The organism is Streptomyces globisporus (assembly GCF_003501885.1).
Lineage (GTDB): Bacteria > Actinomycetota > Actinomycetes > Streptomycetales > Streptomycetaceae > Streptomyces > Streptomyces globisporus_D.
In genome coordinates this window covers 1-24,790 of the sequence record NZ_QWFA01000012.1, presented here as the reverse complement: position 1 = coordinate 24,790, position 24,790 = coordinate 1, and the positions used below count along the sequence as shown (strand labels likewise).

The 24,790-nt window shown below is 71.9% G+C and carries 21 protein-coding genes and 4 pseudogenes; 11 read left to right on the top strand and 14 right to left on the bottom strand.

The genetic code is table 11. The features are described from left to right. Positions 1-118 precede the first annotated feature (118 nt). The 10 genes and pseudogenes from D3105_RS04070 to D3105_RS35960 form a co-directional block, all read left to right on the top strand. Positions 119-1,126, top strand: coding sequence for a carbohydrate ABC transporter permease (locus D3105_RS04070; protein WP_240646795.1), 1,008 nt, complete (start codon positions 119-121; stop codon positions 1,124-1,126). Next, positions 1,123-1,992, top strand: a complete 870-nt coding sequence (locus D3105_RS04065; protein WP_118900062.1) for a carbohydrate ABC transporter permease — start codon at positions 1,123-1,125, stop codon at positions 1,990-1,992. The genes D3105_RS04070 and D3105_RS04065 overlap by 4 nt, the downstream gene beginning before the upstream one ends. Next, positions 1,992-3,290: an ABC transporter substrate-binding protein gene (locus D3105_RS04060; RefSeq protein WP_118900060.1), complete on the top strand. Its 1,299-nt coding sequence runs from the start codon at positions 1,992-1,994 to the stop codon at positions 3,288-3,290. The genes D3105_RS04065 and D3105_RS04060 overlap by 1 nt, the downstream gene beginning before the upstream one ends. Positions 3,291-3,308: 18 nt before the next feature. Continuing rightward, positions 3,309-4,545 (top strand): annotated as a pseudogene (gene mgt, locus D3105_RS04055) (macrolide-inactivating glycosyltransferase). A gap of 568 nt (positions 4,546-5,113) precedes the next feature. Beyond that, a complete protein-coding gene (locus D3105_RS04050) occupies positions 5,114-6,316 on the top strand; it encodes a S8 family peptidase (RefSeq protein WP_118900056.1) in 1,203 nt (400 codons plus the stop codon). 154 nt (positions 6,317-6,470) lie between these two features. After that, positions 6,471-7,016: a DUF1697 domain-containing protein gene (locus D3105_RS04045; protein ID WP_118900054.1), complete on the top strand. Its 546-nt coding sequence runs from the start codon at positions 6,471-6,473 to the stop codon at positions 7,014-7,016. Then, positions 7,009-7,386: pseudogene (locus D3105_RS04040) on the top strand (DUF4440 domain-containing protein); the annotation flags it as partial. The gene D3105_RS04045 and the pseudogene D3105_RS04040, both read left to right, overlap by 8 nt. Before the next feature lie 119 nt (positions 7,387-7,505). Further along, on the top strand, positions 7,506-9,197 hold the full coding sequence (locus D3105_RS04035) for an ABC transporter ATP-binding protein (RefSeq protein ID WP_118900052.1): 1,692 nt from the start codon (positions 7,506-7,508) through the stop codon (positions 9,195-9,197). Next, positions 9,194-10,996, top strand: a complete 1,803-nt coding sequence (locus D3105_RS04030) for an ABC transporter ATP-binding protein (RefSeq protein WP_118900050.1) — start codon at positions 9,194-9,196, stop codon at positions 10,994-10,996. Before D3105_RS04035 ends, D3105_RS04030 begins: the two co-directional genes overlap by 4 nt. A 92-nt stretch (positions 10,997-11,088) precedes the next feature. After that, positions 11,089-11,695 (top strand): annotated as a pseudogene (locus D3105_RS35960) (helix-turn-helix domain-containing protein); the annotation flags it as partial. Positions 11,696-11,803: 108 nt separating this feature from the next. Here the strand turns inward: D3105_RS35960 and D3105_RS04015 are convergent. Continuing rightward, a complete protein-coding gene (locus tag D3105_RS04015; RefSeq protein ID WP_240646794.1) occupies positions 11,804-12,280 on the bottom strand; it encodes a hypothetical protein in 477 nt (158 codons plus the stop codon). 307 nt (positions 12,281-12,587) lie between these two features. Here D3105_RS04015 and D3105_RS04010 point away from each other — a divergent pair. Next, a pseudogene (locus D3105_RS04010) lies at positions 12,588-12,848 on the top strand (disulfide bond formation protein DsbA); the annotation flags it as partial. A 264-nt stretch (positions 12,849-13,112) separates the two neighbouring features. Here the strand turns inward: D3105_RS04010 and D3105_RS04000 are convergent. The 13 genes from D3105_RS04000 to D3105_RS03940 all read right to left on the bottom strand — a co-directional run bounded on the left by D3105_RS04000 (position 13,113) and on the right by D3105_RS03940 (position 24,727). Beyond that, a complete protein-coding gene (locus D3105_RS04000) occupies positions 13,113-13,865 on the bottom strand; it encodes a sirohydrochlorin chelatase (protein WP_118900045.1) in 753 nt (250 codons plus the stop codon). An 8-nt stretch (positions 13,866-13,873) separates the two neighbouring features. Further along, complete coding sequence (locus tag D3105_RS03995) at positions 13,874-14,803, bottom strand: ABC transporter permease (protein ID WP_118900043.1); 930 nt, start codon at positions 14,801-14,803, stop codon at positions 13,874-13,876. Beyond that, on the bottom strand, positions 14,790-15,581 hold the full coding sequence (locus D3105_RS03990; protein ID WP_118900108.1) for an ABC transporter ATP-binding protein: 792 nt from the start codon (positions 15,579-15,581) through the stop codon (positions 14,790-14,792). Before D3105_RS03990 ends, D3105_RS03995 begins: the two co-directional genes overlap by 14 nt. Before the next feature lie 47 nt (positions 15,582-15,628). Beyond that, a complete protein-coding gene (locus tag D3105_RS03985) occupies positions 15,629-16,741 on the bottom strand; it encodes an aliphatic sulfonate ABC transporter substrate-binding protein (RefSeq protein WP_118900041.1) in 1,113 nt (370 codons plus the stop codon). Between the two features lie 219 nt (positions 16,742-16,960). Continuing rightward, a complete protein-coding gene (locus D3105_RS03975) occupies positions 16,961-18,295 on the bottom strand; it encodes a sulfate adenylyltransferase subunit 1 (protein ID WP_118900039.1) in 1,335 nt (444 codons plus the stop codon). Next, positions 18,296-19,234 carry a sulfate adenylyltransferase subunit CysD gene (gene cysD / locus D3105_RS03970; protein WP_118900037.1) on the bottom strand — a complete coding sequence of 313 codons (939 nt, stop codon included), beginning with the start codon at positions 19,232-19,234 and terminating at the stop codon, positions 18,296-18,298. After that, positions 19,231-19,776 (bottom strand): adenylyl-sulfate kinase, encoded by a 546-nt coding sequence (gene cysC, locus D3105_RS03965; protein ID WP_030585060.1) that lies wholly within the window; start codon positions 19,774-19,776, stop codon positions 19,231-19,233. The genes cysD and cysC overlap by 4 nt, the downstream gene beginning before the upstream one ends. Positions 19,777-19,799: 23 nt before the next feature. Further along, entirely contained in the window at positions 19,800-20,516 is a 717-nt protein-coding gene (locus D3105_RS03960; protein WP_118900035.1) for a phosphoadenylyl-sulfate reductase, read from the bottom strand. Then, positions 20,513-20,692 (bottom strand): hypothetical protein, encoded by a 180-nt coding sequence (locus D3105_RS03955; protein WP_010059284.1) that lies wholly within the window; start codon positions 20,690-20,692, stop codon positions 20,513-20,515. Before D3105_RS03955 ends, D3105_RS03960 begins: the two co-directional genes overlap by 4 nt. After that, the gene (locus D3105_RS03950) at positions 20,689-22,386 is read right to left on the bottom strand and encodes a nitrite/sulfite reductase (RefSeq protein ID WP_118900032.1); all 1,698 of its coding nucleotides are present in this window, start codon (positions 22,384-22,386) and stop codon (positions 20,689-20,691) included. Before D3105_RS03950 ends, D3105_RS03955 begins: the two co-directional genes overlap by 4 nt. Positions 22,387-22,501: 115 nt before the next feature. Continuing rightward, entirely contained in the window at positions 22,502-22,585 is an 84-nt protein-coding gene (locus D3105_RS35845) for a putative leader peptide (RefSeq protein WP_310739661.1), read from the bottom strand. A 199-nt stretch (positions 22,586-22,784) separates the two neighbouring features. Further along, positions 22,785-23,381, bottom strand: a complete 597-nt coding sequence (locus tag D3105_RS03945) for a GNAT family N-acetyltransferase (protein ID WP_118900030.1) — start codon at positions 23,379-23,381, stop codon at positions 22,785-22,787. A 47-nt stretch (positions 23,382-23,428) separates the two neighbouring features. After that, on the bottom strand, positions 23,429-24,727 hold the full coding sequence (locus D3105_RS03940) for a GAF domain-containing protein (protein ID WP_118900027.1): 1,299 nt from the start codon (positions 24,725-24,727) through the stop codon (positions 23,429-23,431). Between the last annotated feature and the right edge of the window lie 63 nt (positions 24,728-24,790).

Below are 24,790 nucleotides of genomic sequence, written 5' to 3'. Positions count from 1 at the left end.
CGAACCGACGGCCCGTCAGCACGATGACGGAGGCCTCCCGGGCAGCCGGAACGGGATGAAGTCCACCTCGGATGCACATCAGGCAGATACGGGACAGAGGGGTCTTCTCGTGACATCGGTGACCGCGACGAAGCGGTCCGGACCGGACGACCCGCACGGCGGGTGCAGCGGACGGGACGGACAGGGCGGACAGGGAGGGCGACCGCCGAGGTTCTGGCGGCCGGAGCCCCCGGGGCCGCCGCCCCGGGGCAAGGCGTTCGGGGACCGGGCCGCCTGGTTCCTGGTGCTGCCCGCACTCATCCCGATCCTGATCCTCAGCGTCGGACCGCTCCTCTACGGCATCGCGCTCGCCTTCACCGACGACCAGTCCGGCCGGACCCGCTCCACCCAGTGGATCGGCACGCTGAACTTCCAGGACCTGCTGCACGACACCCTGTTCTGGGACTCGTTCCGGATCGGCCTGGTCTGGGCCGTCGGCGTCACCGTCCCGCAGTTCCTCCTGGCTCTCGGCCTCGCCCTGCTGCTCAACCAGAACCTGCGGCTGCGCTGGCTGGCCCGGGCGCTGGCGATCGTCCCCTGGGCGATGCCCGAGGTCGTCGTCGGCATCATGTGGCGGCTCGTCTACAACCCGGACGCCGGCATCCTCAACGAGACCATCCGCGACCTCGGACTCGGCGACGGGCGGGACTGGCTGACCGGCCTCGCCACCGCGCTGCCCGCCGTGATCCTGGTCGGCATCTGGGCGGGCATGCCGCAGACCACCGTGGCCCTGCTCGCCGGACTCCAGAACTCCCCGCGCGAACTCCACGAGGCGGCCGCCCTGGACGGAGCGGGCGCCTGGCGCCGGTTCCGTACGGTCACCTGGCCCGCGATCAAGCCCATCGCGCTCGCGATCTCCGCGCTCAACCTGATCTGGAACTTCAACTCCTTCGCCCTGGTCTACGTCCTGACCAGCGGCGGACCCGGCGGCCGTACCCGGCTGCCGATGCTCTTCGCCTACGAGGAGGCCTTCCGCTACGGCCAGTTCGGCTACGCCGCGGCGATGGGCTGTGTGATGGTCGCGGTGATCTCCGTGCTCCTCGCCCTCTACCTCGTCGGCCGGCTCAGGGGAGGTGAGGACCGATGAGGCGCGGAGCCGTCGCCCGTGAGTCCACCGGGCTGCGTACCGGCCGGGCCGCGCGCACCGGGCAGTATCTGGCCCTCCTTGCGTATCTGGTCTTCCTCGCGTTCCCGTTCGTGTGGCTGATCTCGACCGCCTTCAAACCCGCCCGCGAACTGGGCTCCCTGCACCCCACCTGGATCCCCGAGAACCCCACCCTGGGCAACTTCCGGCAGGCCTTCGACGAGCAGCCGCTGCTCCAGGCCGCGGGCAACTCGCTGGTCGCCGCCGTCTCCGCCGCCCTGATCGCCGTCGTGATCGCCACCCCGATGGCTTATGTGATGGCCCGCCACCGCGGCCGCCTCGCCACCGCGACGACCGGCTGGGTCGTGGTCAGCCAGGCGTTCCCGTTCGTCCTGGTGATCATCCCGCTCTTCCTGATCCTGAAGAACCTGCATCTGATCAACACCCTGTGGGGGCTGATCCTCGTCTACGTCGTCTGGTCGCTGCCCTTCGCGCTGTGGATGCTCGCCGGGTACGTGCGCGCCGTGCCCGCCGAACTGGAGGAGGCCGCCGCCGTGGACGGCGCGGGCCGCGTCCGTACCCTCGTCTCGGTCGTCGCCCCGCTGCTCGCCCCCGGCATCGTCGCCACCGCGCTGTTCGCGTTCATCACCGCATGGAACGAGTTCTTCTTCGCGCTCGTCCTGCTCAAGACCCCGGAGAAGCAGACCTTGCCGGTCGTCCTCACCCACTTCCTCGGCGCGGAGGGCGTGGCCGACCTCGGGCCGCTCGCCGCCGCCGCGTTCCTCGCCACCCTCCCCTCCCTCGTGCTCTTCGCCTTCATCCAGCGGCGGATCACCGGCGGGATGACGGCCGGGGCGGTGAAGCACTGATGCGCGCCACGGTCCGGCGGGCGGCCACCGCCGTCGCCGTCCTGGCCCTGCTGCTCACCGGCTGCTCCGGCGGCGGCGACGACGGGCGGGACGCGGACGGCACGATCCGGCTCCGGTTCCAGTCGCTGGCCTGGCAGAAGGAGTCCGTCGACGCCAACAAGCGGCTGGTGAAGGAGTGGAACGCCGCCCACCCCGACATCCAGGTGGAGTACGTCCAGGGCAGCTGGGACAGCGTCCACGACCAGCTCCTCACCTCCTTCGAGGGCGGCGAGGCCCCCGACATCATCCACGACGCCTCCGACGACCTGGCCGACTTCGCCTACGGGGGCTACCTCGCCGATCTGCGCCCCCTCCTGCCCGAACGGCTCAAGGTCGACATCCCCGAACAGTCCTGGCGCACCACCACGTTCGGCGAGGGCGTCCACGGGGTGCCCTTCCTCCAGGAGCCCCGGGTCCTGATCGCCAACACGAAGCTGCTGAAGGCCTCGGGCGCGCGCCCCCCGACCCCGGAGCGCCCCTGGAGCTGGGAGGAGTTCCGGCAGGTGACGAAGGAGCTGACCGGCAAGGGGCGGTACGGGATCGCCTGGCCGCTCAAGGAGCCCGTCTCCGTCACCCTCAACCTGGGCCTGTCCGGCGGCGGGCAGCTCTTCCACCGCGACGGTGACGGCAAGGCGGTGCTGCGCTTCGAACCGGGCGACGGTGTGGTCACCGGCACCATCCACGACCAGGTCAACACCGACAACAGCGCGGCCCGCAGCGCGCTGGGCATGGGCGGGTCGGACGCGCTGCCCGGGTTCTTCGGCGGCAAGTACGCGATGCTGCCGCTCGGGTTCTCGTACCGTCAGCAGATCATCCAGCAGGCCCCCGAGGGGTTCGACTGGACGGTCCTGCCGATGCCCGCGGGCGCGGGCGGCGCGGTGCAGGGCGTGAGCCCGCAGACGCTGTCGGTCGCCGAGGAGAGCCCGCACAAGAAGGAGGCCGTCGCGTTCATCGACTTCCTGCTGCGCCCCGCGAACATGGTGCGCCTCGCCCGGGGCGACTGGATGCTGCCCACCGGGGCCGAGGCGCTGGCCGATCCGTCGCTGCGGGAGACCGAGCACGGGTGGGCCGTCGGCACCGCGCTCGCCGAGGGGCTGCGGCCGGCGCCCGCCCAGTCGGTGCGCGGCTATCCCGAGTGGAAGGACAAGGTGGCGACCCCCGCGTACCAGGAGTTCTACAGCGGCGCGATCGACACCGACGAGCTGAGCAAGAGGCTGGTGGAGGACGGGAACCGGGTGCTGGCCCGCTACCAACGCTGATCGCGGTACGGAAAGAGGTTGCACGAGACGTCTCGTCTCGTTTAGAGTCGCCGGCATGACGGAATCCCCGCGTGCCCACATCGCCATGTTCTCCATCGCCGCCCACGGGCATGTGAACCCGAGCCTCGACGTCATCCGCGAGCTCGTCGACCGTGGACACCGTGTCAGCTACGCCATCCCCGCCTCCTTCGCGGAGAAGGTCGCCGCCACCGGCGCCGAGCCGGTGATCTGGACCTCGACCCTGCCCACCGACGAGGACCCCGACGCCTGGGGGACGGAGCTGATCGACAACATCGAACCCTTCCTCGCCGACGCCATCCAGGCCCTCCCGCAGCTCGCGGAGGCCTTCGCCGGCGACGAGCCCGACCTCGTCCTGCACGACATCACCTCCTATCCCGCCCGCGTCCTCGCCCACCGCTGGGGCGTCCCCGCCGTCTCCCTCTGGCCCAACCTGGTCCCCTGGGACGGGTACGAGAAGGAGGTGGCCGAGCCGATGACCGCCGAGCTGAAGCAGACCGAGCGCGGCCAGGCGTACTACACGCGCTTCGAGAACTGGCTCACCGAGAACGGCCTCGGCCACATCCCCGCCGACGACTTCGTCTCCCGCCCGCGCCGCGGCCTCGTCCTGATCCCCGAGGCGCTCCAGCCCAACGCGGACCGGGTGAACCGCGAGATGTACACCTTCGTCGGCGCCTGCCAGGGCGACCGTGCCGACCAGGGAGAGTGGCGGCGGCCCGCCGACGCCGAGAAGGTGCTGCTGGTCTCGCTCGGCTCCTCGTTCACCAAGCAGCCCGCCTTCTACCGCGAGTGCGTCGCGGCCTTCGGCGACCTGCCCGGCTGGCATGTGGTGCTCCAGATCGGCGCGCACGTCGACCCTGCCGAACTCGGTGACGTACCGGGCAACGTGGAGGTGCGCACGTGGGTGCCGCAGCTGGCCGTGCTCGAGCAGGCCGACGCCTTCATCACCCACGCCGGTGCGGGCGGCAGCCAGGAAGGGCTCGCCACGGGCACCCCGATGGTCGCCGTACCGCAGGCCGTCGACCAGTTCGGCAACGCGGACATGCTCCAGTCGCTGGGGGTGGCCCGGCATCTGCCGATGGAGGAGGCGAACGCCGCGAGTCTGCGCGAGGCCGTGCTCGCCCTGGTGGGCGACCCCGAAGTGGCCGCCCGGTGCGCGCGCCTGAGCGAGCAGATGGCGCGGGAGGGCGGCACGCCGAGGGCCGCCGACCTCATCGAGGCGGAGTTGTCGCGCTGAGCGGATCCGCCTGACTGTTATCCGGACGTTCTCCGTCCCGTCCCGACCGCCGCGGCCTGCGGTTACTCGGGGCGGGACGCCTTTGTTTCGGCTCTGTGAAGCCGATGGGGCGACGGGTCCGGTCGGCGCATCTGCACGCACGCCCTCGCGATTTCACACCCAGGGCCGGGTGTTCACCCCTCATGCGCACACCTTCACGGGTCTTCACGTGTCTTCACGCATGGTCACTCCTGCCCCAGAGGGCACGGGGAGGCTGCGGGCGCCGCCCGGGCTGGGAGCGCCCGGTGCATCAAGTGCCGCTCTGAACAGGCGGAATGCCGGGTGGGAGGGCCTTCACGGGGTGGTCGCGGAACCGCCGATCCGGGCGAGGTGACCGCCCGGTCGGCCTCCGCGGCCGTTGTGACCAGCCATGGCCGATTTCTTATTACGAAACCTTGTTGAGCAAGTCACGCCTCCGTGAAGGTCTTGATCTGTGCTCGTCAATCGGTCAGGGTTTCGAGCCAGCCCCCGGAGATCTTCCGGCCGAGGGCCAATCCCCCCACAAAGAATGACGAGGAGAACCCTCTCCATGGCCAAGCACCAGCGCACCCGTCGCATCAAGCTCACCGCCGCGATCACCGCCGTGGCGGCCGCCGCCGGAGTCACCCTTCTCGGAACCTCGTTCGCGGGAGCCGCACCGGCCCCCATGGGCACGGTCTACGGCGCGGACGCCGCGACCGCTGTCTCCGGCAGCTACATCGTCATGCTGGACGAGAAGAAGGCCGACAAGTCCGAGCTCGCCAAGGAGTACGGCGGCAAGCTCAAGCGCGACTACAAGTCCAGCATCAACGGCTTCTCCGCCAGCGGCCTTTCGGAGACCGAGGCCAAGCGCCTCGCCGCCGACCCGGCCGTCGCCAAGGTGGTGCAGAACAAGAAGTTCAGCATCAACGCCACTCAGGACAACCCGCCGTCGTGGGGTCTGGACCGCATCGACCAGACCGAGACCGCCGGCGACAAGGCGTACAACTACCCCGACGCCGCGGGCGAGGGCGTCACCGCGTACGTCATCGACACCGGTGTCCGCGTCACCCATGAGGACTTCGAGGGCCGCGCCACCTCCGGCTTCGACGCCGTCGACAACGACGACGACGCCGACGACGGCAACGGGCACGGCACCCACGTTGCGGGCACCATAGCCGGGGCCGCGCACGGCGTCGCCAAGAAGGCGAACATCGTGGCCGTCCGCGTCCTCGACGACAACGGCTCGGGCACCACCGAGCAGGTCATCGCCGGGATCGACTGGGTCGCCGCCAACGCCAAGGGCCCGTCCGTCGCCAACATGAGCCTCGGCGGCGGGGCCGACCCGGCCCTCGACGAGGCGGTCCAGAAGGCCATCGCCGCGGGCATCACCTTCGGTGTGGCCGCCGGGAACGAGTCCAGCGACGCCGGCCAGGGCTCGCCCTCCCGCGTCCCCGAGGCGATCACCGTCGCCTCGTCCACGGAGGCCGACGAGCAGTCGGACTTCTCCAACCACGGCTCGGTCGTGGACATCTACGCCCCGGGCTCGGACATCACGTCCACCTGGAACGACAGCGACAGCGGCACCAACACCATCTCCGGTACGTCCATGGCCACCCCGCACGTCGTCGGTGCGGCCGCCGTCTACCTGGCGGGCCACCAGGACGCCACCCCGGAGGCCGTCGCCACGGCGCTCACCGAGGGAGCCACCCCGGACGCCATCAGCAACGCCACCGAGGGCACGCCGAACAAGCTCCTCAAGGTCGTCGAGTAACACCCCGGTCGGCACCCCGGTTCCGACCGGGCGTCGGGCGGCGGTGGTCACGCACCCCGCCGCCCGGCCCCATCCGCAGAGCAGCCGCCGCGCTCGCCCCCACGGGGCGCGGCGGCTGCGGCGTGTCCGGGGAAGCGTTCTAGGGTGGGTGGCCATGACGACGTACGCAGCGCTCCTGCGCGGGATCAACGTGGGCGGCAGCAAGAGGGTCCCGATGCCCGAACTGCGCGATGTGCTCGCCGGACTGGGGCACACCGGCATCGCCACCCACCTGCAGAGCGGCAACGCCGTATTCCGCAGCGACAGCGAGGATGCCGACGCCCTCGCCGCGGCCCTGGAGCAGGCCCTGCGGGAGCGGTTCGGGTTCGCCGTCGACTGCCTCGTCCGCGACGCCGCGTATCTCGCGGCCGTCGCCGACGCCTGTCCCTTCCCCGCCGCCGAGCTGGAGGGCAAGCAGCTCCACGTCACCTACGTCGACCGGCCCCTGGGCCCCGAACGCTTCGCGGACCTGGACGCGGAAGCGTTCCTGCCGGAGGAGTTCCGGCTCGGCGACCGCTGTGTGTACCTGTACGCCCCCGACGGCCTCGGCCGCTCCAAGCTGGCCGTCGCGCTGGGCCGCCCCCGCCATGTCAAAGGCGTCGTCGCCACCACCCGTAACTGGAACACCGTGGCGAAACTGGTGGAGCTGACCCGTGACTGAGCCGTCGCCCGCCGTGGCAGCGGCCATCGAGGGCGAGCTGCGCCTGCTGGACCGGGCGGTACGGGCCCGGGCGGAGCTTCTCGCCGAGCTGCTGCACCCCGGGTTCCGGGAGATCGACTCCCGTGGCCGGCACTGGACCCGGGAGACGATCATCGCCTCGCTCACCGCGGACGACGCCCCGCGCCCCGGCCCGCTGACCGCGTCGAGGATGCACGGCGTGCGGCTCTGCGCCGATCTGGTGCACCTCACCTTCGACACGGAGGCCAGGGGGATCCGCTCGCACCGCAGCTCCCTGTGGCGGCTCACCCCACAGGGCTGGCGGCTCTACTTCCACCAGGCGACACCCTTCGCCGACGACCCGTCGGCCGAAGAGTGGGGGCCGGGGCCCCCACCGCCGGACGGGCAGGTTAGCCTTGCCTTTGTTTGGCTGGAGGCAGGTGGCCTGAAATCCCCCCTCCACTGTTCGTGGACATGCTGAGGAGCAGGTGAGTGGGGGCTGACAGCGCCGGGCGCGGCGTCATACGCCGTGCTGTCGCGGGACAGCGTCGGGACGTGACCGTCGGATCGGTCCTGGGCGCCTGCCATCAGATCGGCGAGGCGCTCGTCCCCGTACTCATCGGGCTGATCGTCGACCGCGCCGTGGTGCGCCCCGACGGGAGAGCGCTGGCGATCTGGCTGGTGGTCCTCGCCGTCGTCTACACCCTGCTCTCCTTCGGCTTCCGCTTCGGCGCCCGCGCCGGTGAACGCGCCGCCGAACAGGCCGCCCACCGGCTGCGCCTGGACGTCGTCCGCCGGGTCCTCGCCCCGCACGGCGGCGCGGAGGCGGGCCGGCCGCCCGGCGCGCTGGTGAACGTGGCCACCGAGGACGCCCGCCGCGTCGGGGCCGTCAACATGGCCCTGACCCTCGGCATCGCCGCGGTCGTCGGCGTCGTCGCCGGCGCGGTGCTCCTGCTCCGCGCCTCCCTGCCCCTCGGGCTCCTCGTCCTGATCGGCGCCCCGGCCCTGATGGCGCTCGGCCACTTCCTGGCCCGGCCCCTGGAACACCGCAGCGAAGCCGAACAGGAACAGGCCGCCCACGCCTCCGGGGTGGCCGCCGACCTGGTCGCCGGGGTCCGTGTGCTCAAGGGCCTGCGGGCCGAGCGCGCCGCGGCCGACCGCTACCGCGCCACCAGCCAGGCATCCCGCGACGCCCATGTGCGCGCCGCCCGCGCCGCCGCCCTCCAGACCGGCCTGATGCTCACGCTCACCGGCTCGTTCATCGCGCTCGTCGCCCTCGTCGGCGGCCGCCTGGTCCTCAGCGGCTCCATCGGCCTCGGCGCCCTCGTCTCCGCCGTCGGCCTCGCCCTCTTCCTCCCCGGCCCGATCAGCGTGCTGGCCTGGGTCGGCGCCGAACTGGCCAAGGGCCGCGCCTCCGCCGCCCGGATCGCCGACGTGCTGGCCGCCCCGGGCGAGACGGCCGGCGGTACCGCCGAACCGGCCGCCCCCGCCCCCGGCGAACTGCGCCTGAACGGACTCGGCCACGCCGGACTCGACGCCCTCGACCTCACCGTCCGCCCCGGCGAACACCTCGGCGTCGTCGTCACCGACCCGGCCGACGCCGCCACCCTGCTGCACTGTCTGGCCCGCCGCTGCGACCCGGAGCGGGGGAGCGTCGAACTCGACGGCGTCCCCCTCACCGAACTGGCCCCCGCCGCCCTGCGCTCGACGCTGCTCGTCGCCGAGCACGACGCCCAGCTCTTCGACGGCACCCTCCTGGAGAACGTCACCGCCGCCGCCCCCGCCGGGAGCGACCCGCACGCCGCGATGGACGCCGCCGCCGTCGACGAGGTGGCCTCCGCCCTGCCCGGCGGCACCGGCGGCCGGATCGGCGAGCGCGGCAGCTCGCTCTCCGGCGGCCAGCGCCAGCGCGTCGCCCTGGCCCGCGCCCTCGCCGCCGACCGCGGCGTCCTCGTCGTCCACGACCCGACCACCGCCGTCGACGCCGCCACCGAGGCCCGGATCGCCGCCGGCATCCGGCGCGCCCGCACCGGCCGCACCACCGTCCTGGTCACCAGCAGCCCCGCCCTGCTCGCCGCCACCGACCGAGTCGTCCTCGTCGACGGCGGCACGATCACCGCCGAGGCCCCGCACGAGGACCTCGTACGCGACCATCCCGTCTACCGCACGGCGGTGCTCACATGACCACTTGCTCGCCCACGGCCGACGACAGCGCCGAGCTGCTCCCCATCGCCACCCCCGCCCGCACCCGGGCCGCCCTGCGCACGCTGATCCGCCCGGACCGGGGCCTCGCCCTGACCGGCATCGGCATCCTGGTCACGGCCACCGCCGTCGGCCTCCTCGTCCAGCCGCTGCTCGGCCGGATCGTCGACATCGTCGCCGACGGCCGCCCCGCCGGGGACCTGACCCTCCCGGTCGTCCTCCTCGTCGCGGTCGCCGTCGTCCAGGGCCTCACCACCACGCTCGGGCTGACCCGGATCGCCCGCCTCGGCGAGACCGTACTGGCCCGGCTGCGCGAGCGGTTCGTCGAACGCGCCCTGAACCTCCCCGCCGACCGGCTGGAACGCGCCGGAGCCGGAGACCTCACCGCCCGCGTCACCGGCGACGTCGCCCGGGTCGCCGAGGCCGTCCGCTCCGCGCTCCCCGAGATGGCCCGCTCCGTCCTCGCGATCCTCCTCACTCTCGGCGCGCTGGCCCTGCTCGACGTACGGTTCCTGCTCGCCGCGCTCCTCGCCGTCCCCGTCCAACTGCTCACCGCCCGCTGGTACGTACGCCGCGCCCTCACCCTCTACGGCGACCAGCGGGTCGCCAACGGGGCCCAGCAGCAACAGCTCCTGGAGACCATCGGTGGCGCCGTGACCGTACGCGGCCACCGGCTGGAGGAGCAGCACACCGAGCGCAGCGCCGGACGCTCGCGCAAGGCCGTCGACCTCACCATGCGCAGTGTCAACCTGGTGCTGGGGTTCTACGGGCGGCTGCACGTCGCCGAGTACATCGGGCTGGCCGCCGTCCTGATCGCCGGATTCTGGCTGGTCCGCGACGGCGCGGTGTCGATCGGTACGGCCACGGCCGCCGCCCTCTACTTCCACAGCCTCTTCGGACCCGTCAACGCCGCCCTCGTGCTGCTCGACGACGCCCAGTCGGCGGCGGCCGGACTGGCCCGGCTGGTCGGCGTGACCGACCTGGCGGACCAGCCGGAGCCGGCGGCCGCAAAGGCCGCCCCCGCCTCCGTACCGCGTCAGCGCACCGCCCCCGAAGGCGCCGCCGTCACCGCACACGCCGTCAGCCACGCCTACGGGCCCGGCCGCCCCGTGCTGCACGAGGTCTCCCTCACCCTGGAGCCGGGCGAACACGTCGCGCTCGTCGGGACCAGCGGCGCCGGGAAGTCGACCCTCGCCCGGATCGTCGCGGGCGTCCAGCAGCCCACCGCGGGCACGGTCACCGCACCGGCGGGCGCGGGCGAACACCCGGTCGTCCTGGTCACCCAGGAGGTCCACGTCTTCACCGGCACCCTCGCCGAGGACCTCCGGCTCGCCCGCCCCGACGCCACCGACGCCGACCTGCGCACGGCCCTCGCCACGGTGCACGCCCTCGACTGGGCCGAGGCGCTCCCCGACGGGCTCGCCACCGTCGTCGGCGAGGGCGGCCACCGCCTCGACCCCGCCCGCGCCCAGCAACTCGCCCTCGCGCGGCTGGTCCTGGCCGACCCCGCCCTCGCCGTCCTCGACGAGGCGACCGCCGAGGCGGGCAGCGCGGGCGCCCGGGTCCTGGAACGCTCCGCCGAGGCCGCCCTCGCCGGCCGCACCGCCCTGATCGTCGCCCACCGCCTCACCCAGGCCGTCGCCGCCGACCGGGTCGTCGTGCTGGAGGCAGGCCGCGTCGTCGAGAGCGGCCCGCACGACGAACTGCGCGACGCGGACGGCCCGTACGCCGCCCTGTGGCGCGCCTGGTCCGGCAGCCGGACCGGCGCACCGCACCCCTGAGCGCGCCGCCTCGCGACCCGTCGGCCGACCTCGGCATTCCGGGGCCGTTCGCGTGGGACATCGCGAATGCAGTGCCGACCAGTTCTGATCTTCTGCGTCTCGTTCATGACTCAGATACATGGCGTTGCGCGCAGCAGCTCAGGTACGGATTCCGTCTGTACCCGGACTACCGCCGGCGCGGTGCGCCGGCCAAAGGGTTCGGGTGCGCTCGCGTCGTGTTCACGACGCCGTGCGCACCCGCGAGAGTGCACGCCAGGAGGGCAAACCCTTCCCGACAGCCGGCGAGCTGTCGAAGACGCTGATTACCGAGGCGAAGGGACCATCGAGCGCTCCTGGCTGAGCGAGGTCTCCGCGGTTGTCCTCCAGCAGTCCTTGCGGGACGCCGAGGCCGCCTACAAGAACTTCTTCGCCTCGCTGAAGGGCACCCGCAAGGGCGCCAAGATGGGCGTGCCCCGCTTCAAGTCCTTTGGCCCCGACCACCGCTGGCTGCTACCGCTGCCGGCCGCGTTTGCCGCCCCGCAGATCGTCCAGGGCTGTGCCGCACCGCTCGGCTGCCGCTCGTCGGACCCAGCGGCGCTCGAACTCTCCGGCGGCCGGCGCCGGCGCGCCTGGATCGCCATGGCCGTCGTCCAGGGCACCCCGGTCATGGTCCTCCACGACCTCAACCAGGCCTGCCGGTACGCGGACCACGTCATCGCGTCGGCCGCCACCACACCCCTGAGCCGGAGTCCGAGGAGTCCGCCAAGACTCTCGGCCGACGGGCCGCCGCACCGTATCCGCCCCTACGGCGGCCCGCCCGCTGCGGGCTCAGATGCCCGCCGACGCCATCTCGATGACGGAACGGTAGTTGGCGGCCGTCGCGACCACGCAGGCGCGGTAGGTGCGGTTGTCCTTCACCACGAGGAAGTAGTCGCGCAGGTTCTTCCAGTACTGGACGAGGTAGCCGAGGCCCGGCACGAAGCCCGGCGGCCGGGGCACCAGCGCGAACGCCTCGGAACACCGCAGGATCTGGTCGGTGGCCTGCGAGAGTACGCCGGCGACCTCGGCGTTCATGTTCCAGCCGGCGGCCAGCTGGGGCGTCCAGATGGCGCCTGCGATCTCCCTCAGACGCTCCTGCTCCTCGGGCGTCGGATCGGCCTGGAGCCGGAACGCCTCGGCGACCGGCGGTGTGCCGGTGTGCCCGTTGCCGGCGGCCAGGGCCGGTGCGGCCGCCCCGGCGGCGAGCATCGCCCCGGACAGCGCCAGCGCCAACGCCGGAATCGTCGTGGACCCGCGTCTTCTCATGATGGTTCCCCTCCCGGTCGCCCGCCCTGCCGGCGGGACCGCGCACGGTCGTTCCGCGCGAACCGACGCTGACATGCGGCCCGTTGCCCGTCAACGGCGCCTGTTCGGCCGTTCCCCACCCGGGAGGCGTACGGGAATTGGCCCACCGCACCGGCCCCGGATTGGCCCGTGAGTCCGTGCCACTCGCTGTCTGGGCCGAGGCGCATGAGCACACAGCACCCCGCCATCGGTCCCGCCGCCCGCACCACCGTCGACTTCTTCTTCGACCCCGCCTGCCCGTTCGCCTGGAAATCCACCAGCGCACAAGGAGGAGGAGGACTTCGACGCCGTGATCGCCGCCTCCCTGGCCGAACTGGACCTGCCCGCCGCCCTGGCGGAGGCCGCGCACTCCACGGCGTATGACGACGAGGTCGCCCGCCACCACGACGCGGGCAAGGACCCGGAACAGGGCGCGTCCGTGGGCACACCGACGATCCACGTCGACGGCACGGTCTGGTTCGGTCCGGTCCTGAACACGATCCCGCGCGGCGCGGAGGCGGCCGGTCTCTTCGACAGCCTCCGTGTCCTGGTCTTCGTGGGACCTGTTCTACGACTTCTCCGGCGTCTGTGCCGATGCCATGGAAGCCCACGTCCGGATGGCCCGATCGAAGTCGCCCCGAGCGCGTTCGGCCCGGTCGGGCTCGCCCCGGTGCCGCAAGGCGTCCCCGCGCTACGCGGCGGTGGAGCGGCGGTTCACCTGGGTCGGTGGGCGCGGACGCCATGGCCCTCGGGGCCGTCGTCTGCGCGGTCGCCGGACTGATCGGCCGATAGCCGCTCCGCCCTCCCCGGGCCCTCAGGCCGACAGCGACGCCCCCACCCGCACCCGCGCCTCGTCGAAGCGGTTCAGCAGCAGCCGTGCCAACTCCGGGGCGGGGCCCAGGACATCGGCCAGGACGTCCGCACCGGCCGCCTCGGCGCCCGCCGCGATGCGGTCGGGGAGTCGGCCGGGTGCGATGACATACGGGGCCACCGCCACCCGGTCCACGCCCTCGGCGCGCAGGGCCCGTACCGCGTCCTCGGTACGGGGAAGGAGTGCGGAGGCGAACGCAGGCCGCACGGCGCACCAACCGGTGTGCCGCAGCTCCCGCGCGATTTCAGCGATCACTGCGATCGCCTCCGGGTCTGTGGATCCCGCCGAGGCCAGGACGAGCCCGGTCCGGGGGAGGTCGCCGGTACGGACCCCGGCCTCCCGCAGCCGCCGCCCCAGGGTGGCGCCCAGCAGCGGGGACGGGCCGAGGACGTCGGCCTGCCGAATGTGCAGCCTCGGCAGCCGGGCGCGGGCCTCGCGCAGGACCGAGGGGATGTCGGTCTTGGCGTGGAACGCTCGGGTCAGGAGGAGGGGGAGGGCGACGATCTCGTCCGCCCCCTGTGCTGCCAGGCGCTCCAGCACCCGGTTGACGGACGGGGCGTTGAACTCCAGGAACGCCGTCTCCACCCGCAGTCCCGGCCGCTCGGCGCGGACCCGCTCGGTGAGCGCGTGCACGGTCGCGGCGTGCCGCGGGTCGCGGCTGCCGTGGGCGATGACGAGGAGAGTGGGATGCGTCATGGGAAGGCTCAGTTCTTGACGAGGAGACCGCGGCTGCGCAGCACCCACCGCTCCAGCGGACTGAAGATGAGCAGGTCGATGGCGATGCCGACGAACAGGATGAGCAGGATCGACAGGAAGATCCCGGGCATGTCGAAGTTGCTGCGGCCGTTTTCCAGCAACTGACCAAGACCCAGGCCCAGTTCGGGCGACGAGGCGATGATCTCGGCGGCCATCAGGGAGCGCCAGGAGAACGCCCAGCCCTGCTTGAGGCCCGCCAGATAACCGGGCAGCGCTGCCGGGAGCACGATGTGCCAGGTCCCGCGCAGCCCGGTCGCGCCCAGCGTGCGGCCCGCCCGGAGGAACAGCGGCGGCACCTGGTCGACGCCGGAGACCAGACCGTTGGCGATCGAGGGCACCGCGCCCAGCAGGATCACCGCGAACATCATCTGGTCGTTCAGCCCGAGCCAGATCACCGCCGGGGCCACCCACGCCACCGAGGGCAGCGACTGGAGCCCGGACAGGATCGGACCGATCGCGGCCCGGACCAGCTTCACCCGGGCCACCAGCAGCCCCAGCGGCGTACCGATGGCGACCGCGAGCAGGAAGCCGAGCAGACCGCGCGAGACGCTGGTCCAGACGACCTCCAGCAGCGTGCCCGCCAGCCACATCTCGCGCGCGCTGTCCCACACCGCGGACGGCGGCGGCAGCTTGTAGATCTCCGTCACCTGGGCGCGGACCAGCAGCTCCCAGACCACCAGGACCAGCGCCACCGCCACGACCGGCGGCAGCACCTTCTGCAGGAACACCTCGCGTACGGGGGTGCGGCGGATCTGCACGGCGTCGAGCGCGTCGAGGCCGGCCTCCAGGCCCGCCAGGTCGTCGGGCTTCTTGCCGACCGGTCCGGCGGCCGCCCTGTCCGGCCGCTTCCGGTCGGACGTGATGTCAGTGCTGGCCATGTCGGCGGATCTCCCCACGCAGTTCTTCGGTGATCTCGACGGACAGCTCCGCCACGGCGGTGTCCTCGATGCGGCGCGGCTGCTCGATGTCGACCGTCCACTCCCGGGCGATCCGGCCCGGCCGGGACGAGAGCAGCACGACGCGCTGCGCGAGCCGTACGGCCTCACGCACGTTGTGGGTGACGAAGAGGACCGAGGCGTTCGTCTCCGCCCAGATCCGGGTCAGCTCGTCGTGCAGCACATCGCGGGTGATGGCGTCCAGCGCCGCGAACGGCTCGTCCATCAGCAGCAGCTGGCTGTCCTGCGCGAGCGCCCGGGCCATCGCCACCCGCTGGCGCATACCGCCGGACAGCTCGTGCACCCGCTTGCCGTACGCCCCGCCGAGCCGGACCAGTTCGAGCAGCCGCTCCGCCTCGGTGCGGCGCTCCGACTTCGGCACCCCGCGCAGCCGCAGGGCCAGTTCGACGTTCTTGCCCGCGGTCAGCCACGGGAAGAGGGCATGTTCCTGGAACATCAGGGCCGGCCGCCCGCCGGGGGTCTCGATGGACCCCTTCGACGGGCGGTCGAGTCCGGCCACCAGATTGAGCAGCGTCGACTTTCCGCACCCGGACGCTCCCAGGAGGGTGACGAACTCACCCGGAGCGACATCGAGGGTGATGTCGTCCAGCACGAGCTGCTGCCCCGTGGGTCCGGCGAAGGACTTCGAGACGTTGGCGAGACGGGCCGTGTGCTCGACCGTCGTACGGTCCTCGGCCTTGGTGAGGGTAGGGGTCGCCATGGTCGTCACCTCCTGGGAATCCTTACGTCCTGCTGCGGATGGGCGGGCTACTTGACGCCGAGACCGGCGTCGGCGACCTCGGGCAGGCCCTCGGCCTTGAGGATCTTGTTCAGCGGGCCCAGGTCGTAGATGCCCTGGAGGTTCGGCTCCTTGAGCAGGCCGGACTTGACCGAGTGGCCGGCCTGCGTCTTGAGCGTCTCGGCCAGCGGGTCATCGGTGATCTCGATGGACTCCCACGCCGGGTCGAGGATCTCCTGGGGCAGCGGCTTGCCGCTCAGCTTCTCCAGCGCCCTGTTGGCGGACGCCTTGGCCTCGTCCGGGTTGGCGTTGATCCACTTGTTGGTGGACACCGAACCCTTCAGCACCGCCTCGACCACGTCCGGGTGCTCGTCCAGGAACTTCTGCGACACGATGATGTTCGTGATCACGAACTTCTTGTCCGGCCACAGGTCCTTCTCGTCGAGGAGCACCTTCGCACCCTCGGAGACCAGCTTGGAGGCCGTCGGCTCCGGCACCCAAGCCCCGTCCAGGTCACCGGACTTGTAGGCGTCCGGGGTCACCTTGTTGTCCGAGCGGACCACGGAGACATCGCCCTTGCCGCTCTGGGCGTCGACCTTCCAGCCCTTCTCGGAGATCCAGTTGAGGAAGGCCACGTCCTGGGTGTTGCCGAGCTGAGGGGTGGCGATCTTCTTGCCCTTGAGGTCGTCCAGGGTCTTGATCCTGTCCGGGTTGACGACCAGTTTCACCCCGCCCGAGGCCGAACCGGCGATGATCCGCAGCCCCTTGCCCTGGGACTTGCTGTACCCGTTGATGGAGGGGGAGGGGCCGATGAAGCCGATGTCGATGGAACCGGCGTTCAGCGCCTCGATCTCGGACGGACCCGCGTTGAAGGTCGTCGACTCGACCTTGGTGCCGCCCAGTTCCTTCTGGATGGTGCCTTCGTGGATACCGACCAGGGCGGTGGCGTGCGTGAGGTTCGGGAAGTACCCGATCCTCACGGTGTCGGAGGAGAGCTTCTTCCCTGTGGCGGAGACGTTCGTCTTGGCGTCGTCGTCCTTCGCCTGGGAACCGTAGCCGCAGGCGGTGGCCGCCAGAGCGAGCAGCGGCAGGGCGGCGACGGCGGCGAGGCCGCGACGAACGGTGGGACGGGGGGCAGGCACGGGAGGTTTTCCTCTCGTTGGCCCGATCTCACCCCGCTGTCTGGTCAGGGGGGTGGGACCGGAAGGTCGGCAGGTCTGCGGCGGTACGGGTGCGGGGCGCGCGAGCGGTGCGCGTACGTCATCACGCACATCGCCCGACCCCGCCCTGGCCGCTGCCGAGGGCGCCGCTGCCCACCCGGCCGCCCTCCTTCGCGAAGGAGGAGAAGAAATCGGTGGCCATCAGAAGTCCCATTCGGCGTCGTCGTCGGCCGTCACGACGGCCTCGGCGGCGGCGGCGAACGCGGCGCCCGCCATTCCGGCGCTCAGCGTCGTCCCGTCCGCCGGGTCGATCAGCAGGAACGAGCCGGTGCGCCGGGAGTCCTCGTACGCGTCGAGCGCGAGCGGCTCGGCGGTGCGCACGACGACCCGCCCGATGTCGTTGGCGACCAGCTGCCCGGGCGCCGGGTGCTGGGAGAGGTCGTCCAGGGTGAGCCGGGACGGGATGTCCTTGACGATCGCCTTGACCGTGCGGGTGGTGTGCTTGAGCAGCACCCGCTGGCCCACCGAGAGCGGCTGGTCCGCGACGTGGCAGACGGTCGCCTCGACGTCCTGGGTGACCGGCGGGGCGTCGTCGGCGGGGGCGATCAGGTCGCCGCGCGAGATGTCGATGTCGTCGGCCAGCCGGAGCGTCACCGACTGCGGGGCCCACGCGATGTCGACGCTCTCGCCGAGCGTGTCGATACCGGTGATCGTCGTCGTACGCCCCGAGGGGAGTACGGAGACGGACTCGCCGACCCGGAACACCCCGGCGGCGATCTGACCGGCGTACCCCCGGTAGTCGGGGTGCTCGGCGGACTGCGGGCGGATCACGTACTGCACGGGGAAACGCGCGTGGCAGGCGGTGAGGTCGTGGCTGACCGGCACCGTCTCCAGGTGCTCCAGGACGGTCGGCCCGCCGTACCAGTCCATGTGCGCGGACGGCTCCACGACGTTGTCCCCGGCCAGCGCCGAGATCGGGATCGCGGTGATCTCCGGGACGCCGAGGGAGGCGGCGTACGCGGTGAACTCCTCGGCTATCGCGGCGAACACGGGCTCCGCGTAGTCGACCAGGTCCATCTTGTTGACCGCCAGCACCACGTGCGGGACGCGCAGCAGGGCGGCGACGGCGGCGTGCCGGCGGGTCTGCTCGACGACCCCGTTGCGGGCGTCGACCAGCACCACGGCCAGCTCGGCGGTGGAGGCACCCGTCACCATGTTCCGGGTGTACTGCACATGGCCCGGGGTGTCGGCGAGGATGAACCGCCGCCGGGTGGTGGCGAAGTAGCGGTAGGCGACGTCGATGGTGATGCCCTGCTCGCGCTCGGCGCGCAGCCCGTCGGTCAGCAGCGCCAGGTCCGGCGCCTCCTGCCCGCGGTTGAGCGACGCCTGCTCGACGGCCTCCAGCTGGTCGGTGAGGACCGACTTGGAGTCGTGCAGCAGCCGGCCCACCAGGGTGGACTTGCCGTCGTCGACGGACCCGGCGGTGGCGAAGCGCAGCAGGGTGGTGGCGCTCAACTGCTCAGCTGTGGTGGTCATTTAGAAGTACCCCTCGCGCTTGCGGTCTTCCATCGCGGCCTCGGACATCTTGTCGTCGGCGCGGGTCGCGCCCCGCTCGGTGAGCCGGGAGGCGGCGATCTCGGTGATCACGGCGTCCAACGTGGTGGCGTCGGAGTCGACGGCCCCGGTGCAGGACATGTCGCCGACCGTGCGGTAGCGCACGAGCCGGGTCTCGGTGGCCTCGTGCTCCTTCGGCCCGCCCCAGTGCCCCGCCGTCAGCCACATGCCGTTGCGGTTGAACACCTCGCGCTCGTGGGCGAAGTAGATCTCCGGCAGCTCGATCCCCTCGCGCGCGATGTACTGCCAGACGTCCAGCTCGGTCCAGTTGGAGATCGGGAAGACCCGGACGTGCTCCCCGGGGGCGTGCCGGCCGTTGTACAGCTGCCACAGCTCGGGGCGCTGGCGGCGCGGGTCCCACTGGGAGAACTCGTCGCGCAGCGAGAACACCCGCTCCTTGGCGCGAGCCTTCTCCTCGTCGCGCCGACCGCCGCCGAACACCGCGTCGAAGCGGTGCTGCTGGATGGCCTCGGTCAGCGGCACGGTCTGGAGCGGATTGCGGGTGCCGTCGGGGCGCTCGCGGAGCTTCCCGGCGTCGATGTACTCCTGCACGGAGGCGACGTGCAGCCGCAGCCCGTGCTTCTTGACCGTACGGTCGCGGTAGTCGAGGACCTCGGGGAAGTTGTGCCCGGTGTCCACGTGCAGCAGCGTGAACGGCACCGGCGCGGGCGCGAACGCCTTGAGCGCCAGGTGCAGCATCACGATGGAGTCCTTGCCGCCGGAGAACAGGATCACCGGCCGCTCGAACTCACCCGCCACCTCGCGGAAGATGTGGACCGCCTCGGACTCCAGGGAGTCCAGGTGGCTGAGCGCGTACGGGTTCGCTGTGCCCTCGGACACGGTGGTGGTGACGGCACTCACGCCAGGCCCCTCTCGGTGAGCAGCGCGTGAAGCGCCGCCGCTGACTCCTGCACGGTCTGCTGGTGCGACTCGATCCGCAGGTCGGGCGATTCGGGGGCCTCGTAGGGGTCGTCGACCCCGGTGAGCCCGCTGATCTCGCCGGCCGCCTGCTTGGCGTAAAGGCCCTTCACATCGCGTACGGAGCACACCTCGACGGGGGTCGCGACGTGCACCTCCAGGTAGGTGGTGGACTCGGTGGCGTGCCGCTTGCGGACGGCCTCGCGGCTGTCGGCGAACGGGGCGATGACGGGGACCAGCACCTTCACGCCGTTGGCCGCGAGGAGTTCGGCGACGAAGCCGATCCGGGCCACGTTGGTGTGCCGGTCCTCGCGGGAGAATCCGAGGCCCGCGGAGAGGAACTCGCGGATCTCGTCGCCGTCGAGCACCTCCACCTTGTGGCCCTCGGTCCGCAGCCGGCCCGCCAGCTCGTACGCGATGGTGGTCTTGCCCGCGCTCGGCAGACCGGTGAGCCAGATCGTGGCCCCCGTCTCCGTCACGCTCATCGAAGTCTCCTGATCAGTCGTCATCAGCCGTGCAGCCCGCATTCGGTCTTGCCCCGTCCGGCCCAGCGGCCGGCCCGTGCGTCCTCGCCCTCCAGCACCCGGCGGGTGCAGGGCGCGCAGCCGACGGAGGCGTAACCGTCCATCAGCAGCGGGTTGGTGAGCACGCCGTGCTCGGCGACGTAGGCGTCCACGTCGTCCTGGGTCCAGCGGGCGATGGGGGAGACCTTCACCTTTCGGCGCTTGGCGTCCCAGCCGACGACCGGGGTGTTCGCCCGGGTCGGCGACTCGTCACGGCGCAGCCCCGTCGCCCACGCGGCGTACGTGGTCAGGCCGTCCTCCAACGGCTTCACCTTGCGCAGCGCGCAGCACAGGTCGGGGTCCCGGTCGTGCAGCTTCTCGCCGTACTCCGCGTCCTGCTCGGCGACGGTCTGCCGCGGGGTGATCGTGATGACGTTGACGTCCATCACCGCGTCCACCGCGTCCCGGGTGCCGATGGTCTCCGGGAAGTGGTAGCCCGTGTCCAGGAAGACCACGTCCACGCCCGGCAGCACCCGCGACGCCAGATGCGCGACCACGGCGTCCTCCATCGAGGAGGTGACGCAGAAGCGCGGCCCGAAGGTGTCGGTCGCCCACTTCAGGATCTCGGTGGCGGAGGCGTCCTCCAGCTCCCGTCCGGCCCGCTCGGCCAGCTCCCGAAGCTCATCGTCGGTCAGCTCTCCGCTCAGCAGAGTGTCCGTCATATCGCGTCCCCTTCACCGTCGTTGCGCTGAACGCCCCGGGTCAGCAGACCCAGGAACTTCAGCTGGAACGCACGGTTGCAGGAAGCACATTCCCAGGCGCCGTGACCGGTCTCGTTGGGGCGCAGGTCCTCGTCGCCGCAGTACGGGCAGTAGAACGGGGCGGCTCGTTCGCTCATGACAGCGACTCCGCACTGGCGCGCGCCGCCCAGGTCGCGAAGCGCTCGCCGTCCTCGCGCTCCTCCTGGAACTTGCCGAGCACCCGCTCGACGTAGTCCGGCAGTTCGGCCGAGGTGACCTTCAGACCGCGGACCTTGCGGCCGAACCCGGCCTCCAGGCCCAGCGCCCCGCCGAGGTGCACCTGGTAGCCCTCGACCTGCTCGCCGTTCTCGTCCAGCATCAGCTGGCCCTTGAGACCGATGTCCGCGACCTGGATGCGGGCGCAGGCGTTCGGGCAGCCGTTGATGTTGATGGTGATCGGCTGGTCGAACTCCGGGATGCGGCGCTCCAGTTCGTCGATCAGGGAAGCACCGCGCGCCTTCGTCTCGACGATCGCCAGCTTGCAGAACTCGATGCCGGTGCAGGCCATCGTGCCGCGCCGGAACGGGGACGGGGTGACCTTGAGATCCAGCGCCTCCAGACCGGCGACCAGGGAGTCGACCTGCTCCTCGGCCACGTCCAGCACGATCATCTTCTGCTCGGCGGTGGTCCGCACCCGGCCGGAGCCGTGCGCGTCCGCCAGGTCGGCGATCTTGGTGAGCGTCGAGCCGTCGACCCGGCCCACCCGCGCGGCGAAGCCGACGTAGAAGCGGCCGTCCTTCTGCCGGTGCACCCCGAGGTGGTCGCGCCAGGTCTGGGCGGGCTGCTCGGGCGCGGGCCCGTCGACCAGCTTCCGTTTGAGGTACTCGTCCTCCAGGATCTGGCGGAACTTCTCCGCGCCCCAGTCCGCGACCAGGAACTTCAGCCGGGCGCGGGTGCGCAGCCGCCGGTAGCCGTAGTCGCGGAAGATCCCGATGACCCCGCCGTACACGTCCGGCACCTCGTCCAGCGGCACCCAGGCGCCGAGCCGCACCCCGAGCTTGGGGTTGGTGGAGAGGCCGCCGCCGACCCAGAGGTCGAAGCCGGGGCCGTGCTCCGGGTGGTTCACACCGACGAAGGCGACGTCGTTGATCTCGTGCGCCACGTCCAGGTGCGGGGAGCCGGAGACGGCGGACTTGAACTTGCGGGGCAGGTTGGAGAAGTCGGGGTTGCCGATGAACCGGCGCTGGATCTCGTCGATCGCGGGGGTGCCGTCGATGATCTCGTTCTCGGCGATGCCCGCGACGGGGGAGCCGAGGATCACGCGGGGCGTGTCACCGCAGGCCTCGGTGGTGGACAGGCCCACCTCTTCGAGCCGCCGCCAGATCTCCGGCACGTCCTCGATGCGGATCCAGTGGTACTGCACGTTCTGCCGGTCGGTGAGGTCGGCGGTCCCGCGCGCGAACTCCTGCGAGATCTCCCCGACCACCCGCAGCTGCTGCGTGGTCAGCCGGCCCCCGTCGATCCGGACCCGCAGCATGAAGTACTTGTCGTCCAGCTCCTCCGGCTCCAGCACGGCCGTCTTGCCGCCGTCGATGCCGGGCTTGCGCTGGGTGTACAGCCCCCACCAGCGCATGCGTCCGCGCAGGTCGTTCGGGTCGATGGAGTCGAAGCCGCGCTTGGAGTAGATCGTCTCAATACGTGTCCGTACGTTGAGACCGTCGTCGTCCTTCTTGAACTGCTCGTTCCCGTTGAGCGGGGTGTGGTGGCCCACGGCCCACTGACCCTCGCCACGGTGGCGTCCGGCCTTGCGGCGGGGCGTGGTGGTCGCAGGCTGTTCCGGGGTGGCGGCCATGACAATACGTCCTTCGGGACTGCGGGAGGGCGGCTCTGAGCGGCACACTCGCGCTGAGGCGCGGCGGTGCGCAGGCGGTTCAGAGGGAAGACGAAGAGCGGCGGTGCTGGGTCTCTCAGCTCGCCGGACAGATGGCGCTGGACATGCGGCCGAGGTCGACGTGGCGTCGACTCACCAAGGCAATTCCAGTTCCAGGCATGACGGAAGCGTGTCACGCACATCTCGGGGCAGTCCACCACTATCCGCTATGTGGACGGCTGGGTCTCGAAGGGTGGGACGATGTGGTGCCGGTCACGGAGTGCCTCATCGACATTACCGACAAATCGCCCGCACAGGGCCCGGAGAGGGAGTGCGAAGAGGGGGCGGTCACTCCACCGCCCCCAGGGGAACACCGACGATCAGGAGGCGTACGCCCCGGGCCACGGACCGGGCGTCGCCACCTCCGGCTCCACCTCGGTCTTCGTGTCGAAGAGCCGGAAGCCGCGGCGCAGGTAGTTGTCCATGGCGTGCGGCCCGTCCTTGGAGCAGGTGTGCAGCCACACCCGCTTCGTCACGGGCCGCTCGGGCCAGCGCTCCGCCAGGTCCCAGGCGCGCGCCACGCCGTAGCTGAGGAGATGACCGCCGATCCGCCGCCCCCGGAACGCGGGGATCAGCCCGAAGTACATGATCTCGACCACGCCGTCGTCCTGCGGGTTCAGCTCGACGTACCCGGCCGGCGTCCCTTTCTCGTACGCCACCCAGGTCTCCGCGCCGGGCCGCTCCAGGACCTCCTGCCACTGGGCGTACGTCAGGCTCAGCCGGTCGGTCCACCGGATGTCCCCGCCCACCGCGGAGTAGAGGAAGCGGCTGAACTCCGGCAGCGGAACCTCGGACCGGACGATGCGGACATCGCCCTCCGGTGCGCGCGCCGGGCGGAGGTCGGCGGGCGAGGTCTGTTCCAGGGACCAGACGGTCACCTCGGTGGTCGGCGCTGCGGGCTGCGGGATGTCGCTCATGACGGCCAGAAAACCATGGAGCCGCACACCGGCGCACAGCGCCCCCTTCAGGTGGCCCGCGCCGCCCCGCGGGCCTCCGCCACCACCGGCGCCAGCGAGTGCGGCAGCAGATCCGCGTCGTGCTCCGGACGGATCACCTCCACCTCCACCCCGTCCCCGAAGCGGTACGGGCGGTGGGCCAGGACCTCCGCCAGATGACGCCGCAGCCGGGAGATCTCGGCGCGGACCGTCACCGTCCGGGTCGCGTCCCCGAAGATGTCCCGCGCCAGCTCCGAGGCCGTCCGCCCCTGCCGGTGCACCGCCAGCGCGTACAGCAGCTCCGCGTGGCGCGGCGAGAGCCGCTGCTTCACGCTGCCCAGCGGCCCGGTCAGATGCACGGCGAGCGCCCGGGGCCGGCTCAGGTCCAGCACCACCCGGCGCGGCGCCCCCCGCACCGTCCCGACGTCGTCCACCTGCACCAGCCAGCCGCCCGGCAGCGGCTCGACCCGGCACATGCCGAGCGAGGGCAGCCACACCGGACCCGGCCGCAACGACTTCGGCAGCGGCAGCCGGTCCACCGGAGGCATGCCGGTCACCGCCGCCAGCCGCCCGTGCACGTCCACCGCCAGCGCCCGCCCGCCGATCCGGCACAGGATCGGCGCGGCCACCGCGCGCAGCCGCTCGATCTCCGCCAGGTGCCGGGTGCGGATCTCGCCCTCGGCGAGCCGGGCCACCGAGTCGACCAGGGCCAGCGTCGCCGGATGGAACGTGGACGCGGGACCGCTGATGTCGACGATCCCGATCAGCCGCCCGTCGCGCGGATCCCGCACCGGGGCCGCCGCACAGGTCCAGCCGTGCAGCGCCCGGATGAAGTGCTCGGCGGAGTGCACCTGGATGGGGACCCGGGCGGCCAGCGCCGTCCCGATCGCGTTCGTCCCGGTCGCCGCCTCGGCCCAGGCCGCGCCCTCCTCCAGGCAGATGTCGTGGGCCCGGCGCAGCACCCCCGTGTTGCCCTGCCGCCACAGCACCCGGCCCTCGGTGTCGGTCACCACCATGATCTGCTGCGCGGCGTCCGCGATCGAGGCCAGTCCCGCCCGCAGCAACGGCATCAGTTCACCGAGCGCCGTGCTGCGCCGCCGGTGCTCGATCTCGTCCGCCTCCAGCAGCTCGCTCTCCGGCGACTGGTCGGGGTCGATTCCGCTGCGCACCACCCGGTCCCAGGAGGCGTCGATCTCCGCCCGGGGCACCACACCGGACGGCTCGCCCGCCAGCCGCGCCTCCCGCGCCCGATGCAGCAACCGGGTGGCCCGGCGGCCCGCCCCCTGGCCCGTCACCCGCGGCACCCCCGCCGAACCTGTCTCCGTCATGGTCCCCGTTCCCCCGAACGCTTCCCGACCCCGACCCCGGCCCATCCTGCCGCTCACCGGCCG

What these genes read in the sequence shown, in the direction of transcription:
- D3105_RS03960 (WP_118900035.1), bottom strand. Translation starts at nt 20,516, where the DNA reads ATGACGGACACTCTGCTGAGCGGAGAGCTGACCGACGATGAGCTTCGG.
- D3105_RS04030 (WP_118900050.1), top strand. Translation starts at nt 9,194, where the DNA reads ATGACCACTTGCTCGCCCACGGCCGACGACAGCGCCGAGCTGCTCCCC.
- cysC (WP_030585060.1), bottom strand. Translation starts at nt 19,776, where the DNA reads ATGAGCGTGACGGAGACGGGGGCCACGATCTGGCTCACCGGTCTGCCG.
- D3105_RS04045 (WP_118900054.1), top strand. Translation starts at nt 6,471, where the DNA reads ATGACGACGTACGCAGCGCTCCTGCGCGGGATCAACGTGGGCGGCAGC.
- D3105_RS03995 (WP_118900043.1), bottom strand. Translation starts at nt 14,803, where the DNA reads ATGGCCAGCACTGACATCACGTCCGACCGGAAGCGGCCGGACAGGGCG.
- D3105_RS04060 (WP_118900060.1), top strand. Translation starts at nt 1,992, where the DNA reads ATGCGCGCCACGGTCCGGCGGGCGGCCACCGCCGTCGCCGTCCTGGCC.
- D3105_RS03940 (WP_118900027.1), bottom strand. Translation starts at nt 24,727, where the DNA reads ATGACGGAGACAGGTTCGGCGGGGGTGCCGCGGGTGACGGGCCAGGGG.
- D3105_RS04050 (WP_118900056.1), top strand. Translation starts at nt 5,114, where the DNA reads ATGGCCAAGCACCAGCGCACCCGTCGCATCAAGCTCACCGCCGCGATC.
- D3105_RS03950 (WP_118900032.1), bottom strand. Translation starts at nt 22,386, where the DNA reads ATGGCCGCCACCCCGGAACAGCCTGCGACCACCACGCCCCGCCGCAAG.
- D3105_RS03955 (WP_010059284.1), bottom strand. Translation starts at nt 20,692, where the DNA reads ATGAGCGAACGAGCCGCCCCGTTCTACTGCCCGTACTGCGGCGACGAG.
- D3105_RS03990 (WP_118900108.1), bottom strand. Translation starts at nt 15,581, where the DNA reads ATGGCGACCCCTACCCTCACCAAGGCCGAGGACCGTACGACGGTCGAG.
- D3105_RS04000 (WP_118900045.1), bottom strand. Translation starts at nt 13,865, where the DNA reads ATGACGCATCCCACTCTCCTCGTCATCGCCCACGGCAGCCGCGACCCG.
- D3105_RS03945 (WP_118900030.1), bottom strand. Translation starts at nt 23,381, where the DNA reads ATGAGCGACATCCCGCAGCCCGCAGCGCCGACCACCGAGGTGACCGTC.
- D3105_RS35845 (WP_310739661.1), bottom strand. Translation starts at nt 22,585, where the DNA reads ATGCCTGGAACTGGAATTGCCTTGGTGAGTCGACGCCACGTCGACCTC.
- D3105_RS04015 (WP_240646794.1), bottom strand. Translation starts at nt 12,280, where the DNA reads ATGAGAAGACGCGGGTCCACGACGATTCCGGCGTTGGCGCTGGCGCTG.
- D3105_RS03975 (WP_118900039.1), bottom strand. Translation starts at nt 18,295, where the DNA reads ATGACCACCACAGCTGAGCAGTTGAGCGCCACCACCCTGCTGCGCTTC.
- D3105_RS04065 (WP_118900062.1), top strand. Translation starts at nt 1,123, where the DNA reads ATGAGGCGCGGAGCCGTCGCCCGTGAGTCCACCGGGCTGCGTACCGGC.